The following is a 14,152-nucleotide window of genomic DNA, read 5'->3' on the forward strand; positions in this document are numbered from 1 at the left end:
GTTACTCTTGAATTAAAGAAGGTTGTTTTGTTACATAGCTTTTAAGAAAAGTATTTCCCTTTTCTAAAATTGAAGCTAAAACATCATCTTCTATGTTAGATAAAATATTCTCTAAATCTGCGCTTGATTTAATTTTAAAGAATTCTTTTGTTTGAGAATGGTATACAAGAGAAGGTTTATTTAGCTGTAAAAGTTCTGCTATATTATTTAATGAACCAATACTCTTACCATCCCATAAAATAAAGCCATAATCAGCAATTTCTGCCATTTTCTTATCTTTTGCTGTATAAAATACCCTTCCAGTTCCTTTGCTGTCTACTTGGACAAACTGCCAATTTCCCACATTATTTCGGTAAATTTTGCCAGAAAAGTAAATATGCACATTAGCATAATCTTGTTCTTGTAGAAATTCTTGGATAGCTTTATCAGCCCCATTAGCATCTCCAATAACAATATCAAAATTATTGCTAAGAATATTGTTAATTCTTTCTCGTATTTGTGGATTTAGTCGTGAAATGCTGCGTGAACCAGAAAAGAAAATAGTGCGCATTTTTATCCTCTAGTCTTTGTCATTGCTAAAACAATTACAGATCTAGCATTTTTTGAAAACAATTTTTCAGTTGATATTTCCAATGTTGCTCCGCTATCAAATAAATCATCGATTACTAAAATATTCTTATTGGATAGATCTATATTGTCAATTGTGATGGAATTATTCAGTATTTCTAGTTTTTCTGATTTTTCTTCAATATTTTTGAGTGGTGTGTGTGAGCTAGATTTTCTTAAAATAGGAGAATATGGAATATTCAAGCGATCACTTAGTTCTTTGGCAATTAATTGAACTGGTTGATTAATACGCTCTGTTGTAAAAGGGGCGGGAACAATTAAATTTATAGATTCTAAACCACTAAATTTTTGTAAAATATAGTCTACCAGCAAAGAAACATTTTGGGTTTGATTACGATATTTTAATTGATAAACCCATTCTCCAATCACACTTCTCTTGCTATCAAAGTGAGGATGCCCTAATTCATCATAACCTAACAAAATACTTTTTTGCATATGATGGTCTAAAGCAAATCCTTTTGTCCAGTTACCATTTAGTTCTATCGCCATTTCATTGACTCCTTGTCAAAATTAAGTATAACGAGCAATCCTAGCAAGCCGTAGCCCGCATGTAGGGTATGTGCGGTACGCACGCACGCGTTCTTCATTTTCCCTGTAACCCCAACCCACCGCATGCGCGCCTTGCGGCACACTCTCTGCCGATGAGTTCAAAGATTGTCTGAAAAAACGCTCGCGGCGTTTGTTCCATCTGCTTGACAATAAAGGCTACCTGAAAAATTCCCGCTGTTGATATTTCGTGCATTCTTTTTCAGACGACCTGAAATCAACGGTTGCAAATTTAAGTTATTTTTCAAACCACCGGCAACCGAAAAATCTGCCGAAACCCACTCCCTCCCCCGTGGGGGAGGGCTGGGGAGAGGGCATTCTCCGAATGGTGGCAATCTTTCCTAATACCTTCGCCGCCCAAATACAAGCCTTGCGGCTTGTTGCCCTCTCTCTAGCTCTCTCCCACGGGGAGAGAGGACGGGTCGGCTGTTGGGGTTGAGGTTTGCTGCAAGGAAAACAGGTTGTGCAGGTTGCTTTTTATTTTTCAGACGACCTGAAACAACAGCTGCAAATCTAAGTTGCCTTTCAAATCGCCTGCAACCGAAAAATCTGCCGAAACCCACTCCCTCCCCTGTGGGGGAGGGCTGGGGAGAGGGCATTCTCCGAATGGTGGCAATCTTTCCTAATACCTTCGCCGCCCAAATACAAGCCTTGCGGCTTGTTGCCCTCTCTCTAGCTCTCTCCCACAGGGAGAGAGGACGGGTCGGCTGTTGGGGTTGAGGTTTGCTGCAAGGAAAACAGGTTGTGCAGGTTGCTTTTTTGCTTTTCAGACGACCTTTTTAAACGCTTAATTCAGTTAATTTTACCTTATTTTTTTCAAAATCTAATCAAAATCAACCGTTTGCTACCGTGCTGGCTGCTTTTCCAATTCCTGCAATACGCGCAGGATTTCCGCCAGTACATCGTTTGTCTGCTGCAAAATTTCGTGATTCCAAAAACGCAGCACGGTAAAGCCCAAGCTGTTGAGATATACCGTCCGCGCGTGGTCGTATACGGCTTGTTCCGCGTGCTGCCCGCCGTCTGCTTCGACAATCAGCTTGGGCGTTACGCACATAAAATCAACAATATAATTCCCCATCGGCTGCTGTCGGCGGAATTTATAGCCGTTCAGACGGCCTGCCCGCAGGTGTTGCCACAATTTTGCTTCCGCCTCGCTCATTTCTTGACGCATGGCTTTGGCGCGTTGGCGTAGGGCGGGGTTTTCGGCGGTCAATAGTTTCTCGGGCGGGTTCATTTTTGTTATCGGGTTGCTGTTTGTGTAAGCCTTACAGCTTGTTGCCCTCTCTCTAACTCTTTCCCACAGGGAGAGAGGACGGGTCGGCTGTTGGGGTTAAAGGGGCTGCAAGGAAAACAGCTTGTGCAGGCTGTTTTTTATTTTGCATAATCCGTCTGAAAATTAATAACTGCTGATTTCCAGCAGGTTGCCATCGGGATCGCGCAGGTAAACCGATTGGATTTTGCCCATTGCGCCTGTGCGCGCTACGACGCCGCTTAAAGGTTTGATGCCGTGTGCGGATAATTCCTGTAAAACCGTTTCCAGTGGGGCGTATCGGTCAGCAGGCATAAATCCGCTGTGCCGCAGGCGGCGTGTTGCGCGTTAGGCTGAATTTCCGCACCGCGCCCGTGTAGGTTGATTTTCTGACTGCCAAACAACAAAGCTTTACGGTTGTTGCCAAATGAAACTTCTTCCATGCCCAAAACTTGTGTGTAAAACGCGATGGTTCGGTCAATGTCGGCAACAGTCAGTACTAGATGGTCGAGTGCGCTAATTTTCATTTCCAGCTTTCTTTTTCAGACGGCAGCAGCATACTGTTGCCGTCTGAAAATCATTATGCTTGTTTTGCAGCCTTCATATTGCCAATGAATTTGTCGAACAAATAGCCGACATCTTGCGGACCCGGGCTGGCTTCGGGGTGTCCTTGGAAACAGAACACGGGTTTGTCGGTCAGCTCGATGCCTTGCAAGGTATTGTCGAACAAGGATTTGTGGGTAATGCGTGCGTTGGCGGGCAGGGTGTCGGCATCGACGGCGAAACCGTGGTTTTGGCTGGTAATGACGACTTTGCCGCTGTCCAAATCTTGCACAGGATGGTTCGCACCGTGGTGGCTGAAGCGCATTTTCAGGGTTTTCGCGCCGATGGCGAGGCTGATGAGCTGGTGTCCCAAGCAGATGCCGAAAATCGGTTTGCCGCTTTCCATCAGTTTTTGCACGGCTTCGATGGCGTAGGTGCAAGGCTCGGGGTCGCCGGGGCCGTTGGACAGGAACACGCCGTCGGGATTGAGTGCCAACACGTCTTCCGCGCTCGTTTGTGCGGGGACGACGGTCAGGCGGCAGCCGCGCGAGGCGAGCATACGCAGGATGTTGGTTTTCACGCCGAAATCGTAGGCGACGACGTGGTAAGGCTGTTTGTCAGGGGTAACGAAACCTTTGCCCAATTCCCATTCGCCTTCCGTCCATTCGTAAGTTTCCGTGCAGGAAACTTCTTTTGCCAAATCTTTGCCGACCATGCTGCCGAATGCGGCGATGAGTTCTTGCGCTTTTTCAACGGTGGCATCCGCACCTGTCAGAATCGCGCCGCCTTGCGCGCCTTTTTCGCGCAACAGCATGGTCAGGCGGCGGGTGTCGATGTCGGCGATGGCGACGGTTTCGTTGCGTACCAAATAGTCGTGCAGGCTTTCGGAGGCGCGGAAGCTGCTGTGCAAGAGCGGCAGGTCGCGGATAATCAGGCCGGCGGCATAAACGCTGCGGCTTTCTTCATCTTCGGCGTTGGTGCCGGTGTTGCCGATGTGGGGGTAGGTGAGGGTAACGATTTGTTTGCAGTAGGACGGATCGGTCAGGATTTCCTGATAGCCGGTCATCGAAGTATTGAACACGACTTCGCCGGAAGCCGAACCTTCGTAACCGATTGATGTGCCGTGGAATACGCTGCCGTCAGCGAGGACGAGGAGGGCGGGGGTGCTCATGATGGGAATCCTGTTTTTAATAAAATTCTTGACAATGCCGTCTGAAGGGACTTCGGCAGGGGGCATCCGGTCGGAAAAATCCGGTCAAAAAAAAACACGCCGCAGAACAAAACCGCGTAACGTGCTTTTCGGGCAAGTGCCTATACCCTGAAAGCAGCATATTTTAAGACGAAACATACCCGATTTCAAGCGCAAACGCGGCAGGCGGGCTGATATGTTCGCGCGAAAACGGAAATCCGGGGCATAAAACCGCCCGCTCCGCGCCCCCTATGCCCGTTACGCATTTCCCCACGTCCGCCCGGCGAAACTATGGGAATACCCGAACCGTCATTCCCGCGCAGGCGGGAATCCGGACCTGTCGGCACGGAAACTTATCGGGTACAACGGTTTCTTGAGATTTTACGTCCTAGATTCCCGCCTGCGCGGGAATGACGGCGGAGCGGTTTCTGTTTTTTCCGATAAATTCCTAAAACTCAAAATTTCATCATTCCCTCAAAAACAGAAAACCAAAAACAGAAACCTAAAATTCCGTCATTCCCACGAAAGTGGGAATCCGGTTTTTTGAGTTTCAGTCATTCCCGATAAATTGCCTTAGTATTGAATGTCTAGATTCCCGCCTGCGCGGGAATGACGGCGGAGCGGTTTCTGTTTTTTCCGATAAATTCCTAAAACTCAAAATTTCATCATTCCCTCAAAAACAGAAAACCAAAATCAGAAACCTAAAACCCCGTCATTCCCACGAAAGTGGGAATCCGGTTCGTTCGGTTTCGCTTGTTTTAAGTTTCGGGTAACTTCCACTTCGTCATTCCCGCGCAGGCGGGAATCCGGTGCGTTGAGTTTCAGCTATTTAGAATAAATTTTGAAACTCTAATCCCGTCATTCCCACGAAAGTGGGAATCCGGTTTTTTGAGTTTCAGTCATTCCCGATAAATTGCCTTAGTATTGAATGTCTAGATTCCCGCCTGCGCGGGAATGACGGCGCATAAGTTTCCGTGTTGATTTGAGTACGCCGCAGGGTGTTGCGTAGGGAGGGCTTCAGCCCGCCGATTCCATCAATCCCGCATTTCCGCCGTTTTCACCGAATCCGCCCCTTTTCACAATCCAGTCCTACGCAACTGAACCGTCATTCCCGCGCAGGCGGGAATCCGGACTTGTCGGCACGGAAACTTATCGGGTACAACGGTTTCTTGAGATTTTACGTCCTAGATTCCCGCCTGCGCGGGAATGACGCGTTTCATTTGCCGCCCCCTCCCGAAAAACGCAAAAAAATGCCGTCTGAAGGTCTTTCGGACGGCATTTGCGGAAAAACCGGCCGCGCAGGCGGGTCAGAAGAAGACTTCGCGCCAGCTTAAGCGTTTGATACCGCACATCGGGCCGGTAATATCCAAGCTGTCCAAATCGTTCATCAGCAGGGTGCGCACACCTTTTCCGGAGAAGCACCGGTTATTGCGGGCGGGTTTTTTACCCTCTTTGAATGTTCCGCTGCCGCCTGCATCACCGTCTGCCGTGACGGGGAAATCGTCTGTTTTCTTTTCGTCCAGGTAACGCACATTAACCGGTTTGTCGTAAACATATCCGTTCGGGCAGACGGTTTTGCTGTTTTTCCACATGCAGCCTATGGGGATGGACTTGCCGTTCATTTTCTGATGGCCGGAATATTGCGCAACCGAATTGTGATCCGGCACAATCGGGCGCGCGCTTCTCGGAGTCAATGCGCCGCCGTCGGCGGTATTGATGCCCAAAATGGCGGTTTCCGCGCCGCAGCCGTCGTCTTTATATTTGCGGATGGTTACGAAGGCGGTACGCAATACCACGGTCGGTTTGACGGTAACGCGCCGTCCGCCTGTCAATTTCACCGCCCAGCCCTTGCTGCCCGAACCGTCGGATCTCTTGTTCAGGAATAATGTTTTATTTTCCTGAGTAAGGTGTTGCTCGAGCAGCCCGCTCCCCAAAACGCCGCGGCTTGCATTTACATTATTCGCCGCCTTATCGTCGTCAAAGATACCGTAAATATATTGTTCGCCCGTATTCAGTACATCATCTTCGGTCAAATCGCTGCCCGTACCGAAGATGACGACGCGTTTGTCTGCCAGTCGGGAAACGGCGGGCGCGGAAGTAATCGGCTTGTCGCCTTCGAAAATAGTCCTTACAGACCATTTATCAGGATTGGAATCGCTCAAATCAAAGCGGTACATATTGCCGCCCCGGTCGCCGGCATAGGCGATATCGACTGTGCCGTCCAAATCTTTATCCACCAGCGTGGGGGACGAAAGCCCGCCTTTGCCGCCGGGTGCTTCGATTTTTTTAATCAGACTACCACTGGTGTTTTCCAAATCATACACATACAGCGCGGTTGTATTATCGCCGCTGCCAATATTTTTAGCCGCATAACCGGAAGCGAGGAAGGCGGCGTATTTGCCGTTTTGGGTTTTGCCGATTTGCGGCGTACCGACGGTGTAGCCTAATTTCACGCGATTATTGTCATTCTTATTGTTATTGTTATTTTTGTCGTTTTGGACATCAAACATGGAAACGCCGGTCAGGTTGCTGCTGTCGATTTTGCTTAAATCCAAGGCATACGCGCCTCTGCCGCCCAGGCCCATCGCACCAAACATAAAGAAATGTTTTTGCTTGTCTTGGTCATCTGTAATGCGGCGCAAGACAAAGCCGCCGTCCACGCCGTAGCGGTCGCCCACATAGCCTTTTTCGGCAAAGGTGCGCAGCTCTTGGGCGAGGGTGGAGTCTTTGAGAGTGGAAGTGTCGTTATCAAAATATTGGCGCGGCATCGTGCCGGGGATGTAGCTGAGCTTCAGTTCGTAGCCTCGTTCATCCGTGCCGGTTTTTTTGAAGATATGCACCATCCCGTCGTTCGCGGCGGTTGCCAAATACCCGCCGACCGCGACAATCGGGCTGTTGACGATGTCGCCCAAATCGCGGGGTTTGTCATTGTCATCTTCTTTTGTGCGGATGCGGTATTTTTGGCTGTATTGTTTTTTGTCGCTTTGTTTTTTGTTGTTTGGTTGGTTGAATGTTTTAAATATATCGTCATTACCGTAATACCGGACCGTCCAAGGCAGCAGCACTTTTGCCCACTCGTCGGCCTCAGGTGTGACGAGCCTGTCCTTGTAGATGCCGAAAGTGTCGTTTTTGCCGTCATTGCCATTCAAACCCACGATCCTGTCGCGAGTCGGGGCGATCCGGTACACGCCGCCCGGCAATCGGATCACGGTCTGCCTTGAGTTGAAATTCGGCTCGCGGGATTTGATATCCTGCGTATTCAAAGCGGCGAGGGAATGCCGGCCGGGCCGGGCGGGGTCGGTTTGAGTTTTCAGCTCTTGGAGGAAGATGCGGCTGCTCGAGCTGCCGGGGTAGGTGGAAACCGAAGCGGAATACATCTGCACCTTACCATTTTGCACAGGGCCGAACCACAGCGCGGGGGCGGTCAGTGCCGGCGAAGGGGCTTTGGTATTATTATTGGGGTTCGGTTTGTTGATGCAGCGCCCGGCTTTGACTTCCGGCAGGCCGAGCTTGACCGGAATCTGCCCGTTATCTTTAATGTCCCACTTAGACCAAAAATTTAGAATGCCGCTAAGCCCCGTATTTTGTGTCTTCACATCGATGCTCGGCTTCAAGACACCCAACCGCACTGTTTTGCCGGTGATATCTTTAATCTTTTCTTTATCCAGCAGGTGCAGCTTGGCGTTCAGATAATAGGCCATGGCGGTCGTTTCGTGCTGCCAGTTGCCAAGGGAAATACGGTGATCTTCTGTCGTATAGACGAGGTTTTGATTACTATTACTATTGTTTTCATCAAAAGAAGATATCAATCTGCTGGATGATCTGCCATCTTTGGCGGTACCCTCGGCGCCCAAATTGAAAGACACGCCCAACCATGGATAATCCTTCAATTTGTAAATGGGCGAATTTTCGCGGCTTGGCTCTGTGTGCCTATCCAGCCCGCCTCTTGTTTCTACCAAGTCGGTATTATCGAAGGAAAATCGGGTTTTATAGGTAAGTTTGGGACAGTCTTTGGTACTTCCGCAACGGATACCGGTGTAGCCGTAGCCTGCCAGCCCGGGCCGGGTGGTACGAATCCAATTGACGGCATTGTTGCGCTTTTTCAGCCCGTCGGCATCAAAACCGGAAACCTTGCCGTAGGGCGGCAGGTAGGTGGCTGTGCCAAAAACGGCAGTACCGCTTTGTTGAGAAACAAGGGTATCGTTATTGTTGAATGAGATAAAATTGTGTGTGATGTTGAACCTGCCTTTCTGGCTCGTATGGCTAAATGTCCGCTCCCTGCCTTTGTCCTTTAATGCTGATTGACTATATTGAGTCTCCCACTTTACCTCGGGCTGCTTTCGCTCGTTCATGATAATAGCGTATTTATGGGTTTGCGCCATCGCCCCCCCCCCGCCGGTATGGGAAAACATCAAGATGGCGGCATAAAGCGCGGTATGGCGGAAAACCCGCCTTTTTAAAGTTTTATTCATCGTATTTCCTTTTCGGTCAAACCCCCCGCCCTTCGGGGCGGCAGGATCAGGCTTTGTCCGGGAGGGGTGCAAGCCCTTCCGAATCAGGGCGGCGCCTTATGTGCCGCCCTGCGTGTTGGAACATATTTTATCCCTTAAATCTTGCTTCGCGGGATACCGTCGGCGGCAGGCGCGCCGCAAACGGCGGGATTCGGCAAACCGCCCGATCCCGCGCCCGCCGGATTGCCGGTTGCAAAGCCCCCTTCGCCCGGCTGCCAAAGGGGGATGTTCGCAAAGGTAACGCGCCCCTCTGACGGGGTGCAATGTATAGGGTTGCCGCATTATTCTACCCTTGCGCGCTTATCCATGGTACAGCGGTTTTTGGCAATCCGCAACCGCCTCCTTGGCCCGCCATTGCCGCCTGCGCGGCAATGGCGGGCCGGGGAGGCGGCATTCTCCAAGTTGCGGCAACCTTTCCCAACAACTTAACCGCCCCAATACAAGCCTTGCGGCTTGTTGCCCTCTCTCCAGCTCTCTCCCACAGGGAGAGAGGACGGGTCGGCTGTTGGGGTTGAGGTTTGCTGCAAGGAAAACAGGTTGTGCAGGCTGCTTTTTATTTTTCAGACGACCTGAAACAACAGCTGCAAATCTAAGTTGCCTTTCAAATCGCCTGCAACCGAAAAATCTGCCGAAACCCACTCCCTCCCCCGTGGGGGAGGGCCGGGGAGAGGGCATTCTCCGAATGGTGGCAATCTTTCCTAATACCTTCGCCGCCCCAATACAAGCCTTGCGGCTTGTTGCCCTCTCTCCAGCCCTCTCCCACGGGGAGAGAGGACGGGGAGGCTGTTGGGGTTAAGGGTTTTGTAAACTAATCAGGTTGTGCAGGCTGCTTTTTGCTTTTCAGACGACCTGAAATCAACGGTTGTAAATCCAATCTGTTTTTCAAACCGCCTGCAACCGCAAAATCTGCCGCAATCCGCTCCCTCCCCCGTGGGGGAGGGCCGGGGAGAGGGCATTCTCCAAGTTGCGGCAACCTTTCCCAACAGCTTAACCGCCCCAATACAAGCCTTGCGGCTTGTTGCCCTCTCTCTAGCTCTCTCCCACAGGGAGAGAGGACGGGTCGGCTGTTGGGGTTGAGGTTTGCTGCAAGGAAAACAGGTTGTGCAGGCTGCTTTTTACTTTTCAGACGACCTGAAATCAACGGTTGTAAATCCAATCTGTTTTTCAAACCGCCTGCAACCGCAAAACCTGCCGCAACCTGCTCCCTCCCCCGTGGGGAGGGCCGGGGAGGCGGCATTCTCCAAGTTGCGGCAACCTTTCCCAACAACTCAACCGCCCCAATACAAGCCTTGCGGCTTGTTGCCCTCTCTCCAGCCCTCTCCCACGGGGAGAGAGGACTATGAAGCCCGCCGGCAGGCGCGGGGCTTGGGACGGCATTGCTGTTGCGGTTTCGGGCGCGGCTTTATTCGACGACAATTTTAGGGAACCGGCTGCTGAAGTCTTTGCCTTTGTCGGCAATGCCCAGGGCGATTTGGAATGCGGCATCGGTGTAGATTCGGGCGATGGCGGGGTGTTCGTCGAACAGTTGCGCCGGTGTGCCGCCGTCCATGGCTTCGCGCACGGGCAGGCTTAGGGGAAGCTGTCCGAGCAGGGGGACGTTGAGGCGGGCCGCCAAATCTTTGCCGCCGTCCGTGCCGAACAGTGCTTCGCTATGCCCGCAGTTGGAGCAGATGTGGACGGACATGTTTTCCAATACGCCCAAAATGGGAATGTTGACCTTGCGGAACATATCCACAGCCTTGCGCGCGTCTATCAGCGCGATGTCCTGCGGCGTGGTTACGATGACGGACCCGGTTACGGGGATGCGTTGGGACAGCGTGAGTTGGATGTCGCCCGTGCCGGGGGGCAGGTCGATGAAAAGATAGTCCACTTCGTCCCACTCGCTTTGGAACATCAGCTGCTGCAAGGCTTGGCTGACCATCGGCCCGCGCCAGACGACGGCTTGGCCGGTATCGACTAGAAAGCCGATGGACATAACCTGTATGCCGTCTGAAGATTCGACGGGAATGAGTTTTTGGTTTTTCTGATCGGGTTTGCGGTCGTGTACGCCCAGCATCGTGGGCTGGCTCGGACCGTAAAGGTCGGCATCGAGCACGCCGACGCGCGCGCCCATGCGCGCCATTGCGGCGGCAAGGTTGGCAGTGGCGGTTGATTTGCCCACGCCGCCTTTTCCCGATGCGACGGCAATGATGTTTTTCACGCCTTTGATGGTGGCGACGCCGGGCCGGACTTTGTGTGTGCCGATTTCGGTGTCTATGGACAGATGGATGTGTGTGTCGCCTGTCAGCGGCATCAGGGTTTCTTGTACGGCATCGGCGAGGGCGGCGGCGATGTGCGCGACAGGGAAGCCGAAATGCAGGGCGATGTGGATGCCGTCTGAACGCTGTCCGACCGAGCGGACGGCCTTTTCGCCGCCGAGCGTGCGTGCCGTATTCGGAACGGCGACGGTGTCGAGGAGGGTGCGGATGTTTTGTATATTCATGATGTGTGCCTCTGTTCGCAAGTCGTGTGAGGGGAAGATAGACGGAAAGTGTACATGATTTCGGGCGGTTTGCTTTTTTCTTGTGCGAACTTTTACACGGTATGCGGCGGATTGTGAAAATCCGTTGTCAAAATATCCCGTGCAAACAGCAGTCTGCAATTAAGCCTGTAAAATTTGCTTGACGGCGGGGAACGGGGCTGTATAATGCACGGCTTATCGGGTCGTTAGCTCAGCCGGTAGAGCAGCGGACTTTTAATCCGTTGGTCGAGCGTTCGAATCGCTCACGACCCACCAGATAACCGGAAGCCAAGTTTCGAGACTTGGCTTTTTTGTTTGCCTGCCGGTTGCGCGGGCGTACCGTTTGCGGGGGTGTATGAAAAAGAAACTGCTTTCGGGCATCAAATTTGCCGTTCGGACGGCATTGGTGTTTTTGCTGGTGTCGCTGTTTTTGGATTGGGTACGCAAGCCCGACGAACCTGCCGGGGCGGCAGGGCGGCCTTTGACCCTGCTGTCGGGGCAGCGGCTGACTTTGGGACAGTTTAGCCGGGATAGGACGGTGCTGGTGTATTTTTGGGGAAGCTGGTGCGGCGTGTGCCGTTATCAGTCGCCGATAATCGATGATTTGGCGGCGGACGGCGTGCCGGTCGTCGGCGTGGCGGTACGTTCCGGCAGCGCGTCCGAAGTGGCGGCATATATGGCAAAACGGGGCTTGGGCTTTCCGACTGTCAGCGATGAGGACGGGGGTTTGGCAAGGTCTTGGCGGATTGCCGCAACGCCTGCCGTCGTTTTGGTCAAAAATGGGAAAATGGTCCGCTATACGACGGGAATCAGCAGTTATTGGGGCTTGCGCGCACGAATTTTTCAGGCGGATTTTTTCGGTTAACTTTTGTTTTTGTCAAACTTTCCGCTATGTAGAGAATCAAACGGCATATGCCTTGCGCGGCGGATGCGGCGGCTTTTGTTTTTTGGGAAAGAGCCGGCGCGCCTGCCGATGTAATCCCTTGTTGTGATTGTGGGAAAAATAGATTAAAATATAACTATTAAAATATTTTCAGATAGGATTATCGGAATTAAAGTCTTTTATACCCGGTCGTCCGATGAGGTTTATAGCGTATTGTTGCTATATGTTCGTTTTGTTATATAACGGTTGCATCAAAAATTACGCCCACAGGCTTTCCCGACGGTTTGAAAGTTTGATTTTCGATAACTTGGAGACTTAAACAATGCCTACCCAATCAAAACATGCGTCTATCAATATCGGTCTGATACAGGCAAGGGAAGCCCTGATGACCCAATTCAGGCCTATTCTGAATCAGGCGAATATTACCGATCAGCAATGGCGGATTATCCGTCTTTTGGCGGAAAACGGCACATTGGATTTTCAGGATTTGGCGAATCAGGCGTGCATTTTGCGCCCCAGCCTGACCGGTATCCTGACCCGCCTTGAAAAAGCGGGGTTGGTCGTCCGCCTGAAACCTTCCAACGACCAACGGCGCGTTTATCTGAAGCTGACTTCCGAGGGCGAGAAGCTGTATGAGGAAATCGGCGAAGAAGTGGACGAGCGTTACGACGCTATCGAGGAAGTGCTGGGCCGCGAGAAAATGCTGCTGCTTAAAGACCTGTTGGCAGAACTTGCCAAAATCGAGGATGCGTTGAACTCGTAATACGCCGTAATGCGCGGAAACGTCCGACCGACGGCTTTTTGAATCAGAACTGCTGCACATGGGGGATGCCTTGTGTGCAGCATTCTTATATAGGGGACGGTTTAAAGGGGAAAAATGGCGGATTTGCAGAAAACTTTTCAAACTTCGTTCCGTGATGCGATGGCATCCTGTGCGGCAGGCGTTCATGTCATCACGACAGACGGTGCGGCAGGGCGTTACGGCATTACAATGACGGCGGTTGCGCCGGTTACCGACGAGCCGCCGACCGTGATGCTGTGCATAAACCGGAGTGCGCGAATCATTCCGATCCTGTCGGAAAACGGCAGCCTCTGCATCAATATGCTGGCGGACGAACATCAGGATGTTGCCGAACATTTTGCCGGGCTGACCGGCCTGTCGCCCGAAGAGCGGTTTGCCTACCATATTTGGCATCGCGGCAAAACGGGACAACTTGAAATAGAAGGCGCGTTGGCGCACCTGCACGGGCATATTGTCGGCAAACATGAAATCGGCACGCATTTTGTGTTTTACGTCAGGCTCGACGAAATCAAAAACTGCGGGTGCAAACGCCCCGCGCTGCTGTATTTCAGACGGCAGTTTAGGCCTTTAGACTGATATTCGGACAGATATATGAAAGCGATGATACTGGCGGCAGGACGCGGCGAGCGTATGCGCCCTTTGACCGACACCACTCCGAAGCCGCTGCTCGATGTGGCGGGTAAGCCTCTAATCGGTTGGCACTTGTGCCGTCTGAAGCAGGCGGGGTTTACCGAAATCGTCATCAACCACGCTTGGCTGGGTCGGCAGATAGAAAATGCTTTGGGCGACGGCTCGGCTTATGGCGTGAACATCGCCTATTCGCCCGAACCCGCAGGCGGTTTGGAAACGGCAGGCGGCATCGCGCAGGCATTGCCGCTGTTGGGTGGGCAGCCGTTTTTGGTGGCCAACGGCGACGTGCTGACCGACATCGATTTTACCGCCGCGTTTCAGACGGCATCGTCCCTGCCCGGGCACATTTCCGCACATTTGTGGCTGGTGGGAAATCCCCCGCACAACCCCGACGGCGATTTTTCCCTGCTGCCCGACGGCAGCGTGCGGCCGGAAGTATCCGGCGGCAACGGACTGACATTCAGCGGCGTGGGTATTTACCGTCCTGAAATGTTTGACGGAATCGAAGCGGGCAGTGTGGCAAAACTCGCGCCCGTATTGCTGAACGAAATGCGGCAAAACCGCGTGAGCGGTCAGAAGCATACGGGCCTGTGGCTGGATGTCGGCACGGTATGCCGTCTGAAGGAAGCGCAAGCCCTTGCAGCGGCTTGGAAGTGAAAACTCGGTTTCAGG

The 14,152-nt window shown here is 52.0% G+C and carries 10 protein-coding genes, 1 tRNA gene and 1 pseudogene; 5 read left to right on the plus strand and 7 right to left on the minus strand.

Going from position 1 to position 14,152, the window contains the following annotated elements; genetic code table 11:
* Position 1: 1 nt before the first annotated feature.
* From HT085_RS00250 to apbC, 7 genes and pseudogenes are all read right to left on the minus strand, one after another.
* Positions 2-550, minus strand: coding sequence for a hypothetical protein (locus HT085_RS00250; protein ID WP_003687274.1), 549 nt, complete (start codon positions 548-550; stop codon positions 2-4).
* Between the two features lie 2 nt (positions 551-552).
* Complete coding sequence (locus HT085_RS00255; RefSeq protein WP_002214615.1) at positions 553-1,116, minus strand: ComF family protein; 564 nt, start codon at positions 1,114-1,116, stop codon at positions 553-555.
* Positions 1,117-2,017: 901 nt separating this feature from the next.
* Positions 2,018-2,407, minus strand: a complete 390-nt coding sequence (locus HT085_RS00260) for an endonuclease domain-containing protein (RefSeq protein ID WP_003687278.1) — start codon at positions 2,405-2,407, stop codon at positions 2,018-2,020.
* Positions 2,408-2,569: 162 nt separating this feature from the next.
* Positions 2,570-2,949: pseudogene (locus tag HT085_RS00265) on the minus strand (VOC family protein).
* Positions 2,950-3,002: 53 nt separating this feature from the next.
* On the minus strand, positions 3,003-4,136 hold the full coding sequence (gene carA, locus HT085_RS00270) for a glutamine-hydrolyzing carbamoyl-phosphate synthase small subunit (protein ID WP_003687283.1): 1,134 nt from the start codon (positions 4,134-4,136) through the stop codon (positions 3,003-3,005).
* A gap of 1,325 nt (positions 4,137-5,461) precedes the next feature.
* Positions 5,462-8,626 carry a PilC family type IV pilus tip adhesin gene (gene pilC / locus HT085_RS00275; protein WP_172763930.1) on the minus strand — a complete coding sequence of 1,055 codons (3,165 nt, stop codon included), beginning with the start codon at positions 8,624-8,626 and terminating at the stop codon, positions 5,462-5,464.
* Between the two features lie 1,441 nt (positions 8,627-10,067).
* Positions 10,068-11,147 (minus strand): iron-sulfur cluster carrier protein ApbC, encoded by a 1,080-nt coding sequence (apbC, locus tag HT085_RS00280; RefSeq protein ID WP_003699443.1) that lies wholly within the window; start codon positions 11,145-11,147, stop codon positions 10,068-10,070.
* 218 nt (positions 11,148-11,365) lie between these two features.
* Here apbC and HT085_RS00285 point away from each other — a divergent pair.
* From HT085_RS00285 to murU, 5 genes are all read left to right on the plus strand, one after another.
* Positions 11,366-11,441, plus strand: a tRNA-Lys gene (locus HT085_RS00285).
* A 79-nt stretch (positions 11,442-11,520) separates the two neighbouring features.
* Positions 11,521-12,030 (plus strand): protein disulfide oxidoreductase, encoded by a 510-nt coding sequence (locus HT085_RS00290; RefSeq protein WP_003687293.1) that lies wholly within the window; start codon positions 11,521-11,523, stop codon positions 12,028-12,030.
* Positions 12,031-12,370: 340 nt separating this feature from the next.
* Complete coding sequence (gene nadR / locus HT085_RS00295; RefSeq protein ID WP_003687296.1) at positions 12,371-12,811, plus strand: MarR family adhesin repressor NadR; 441 nt, start codon at positions 12,371-12,373, stop codon at positions 12,809-12,811.
* A gap of 114 nt (positions 12,812-12,925) precedes the next feature.
* Positions 12,926-13,426: a 4-hydroxyphenylacetate 3-monooxygenase, reductase component gene (hpaC, locus tag HT085_RS00300; RefSeq protein WP_003687298.1), complete on the plus strand. Its 501-nt coding sequence runs from the start codon at positions 12,926-12,928 to the stop codon at positions 13,424-13,426.
* Between the two features lie 15 nt (positions 13,427-13,441).
* Entirely contained in the window at positions 13,442-14,137 is a 696-nt protein-coding gene (gene murU / locus HT085_RS00305; protein WP_003687300.1) for an N-acetylmuramate alpha-1-phosphate uridylyltransferase MurU, read from the plus strand.
* Positions 14,138-14,152 lie beyond the last annotated feature (15 nt).

Source organism: Neisseria gonorrhoeae, assembly GCF_013030075.1.
Taxonomy (GTDB): domain Bacteria; phylum Pseudomonadota; class Gammaproteobacteria; order Burkholderiales; family Neisseriaceae; genus Neisseria; species Neisseria gonorrhoeae.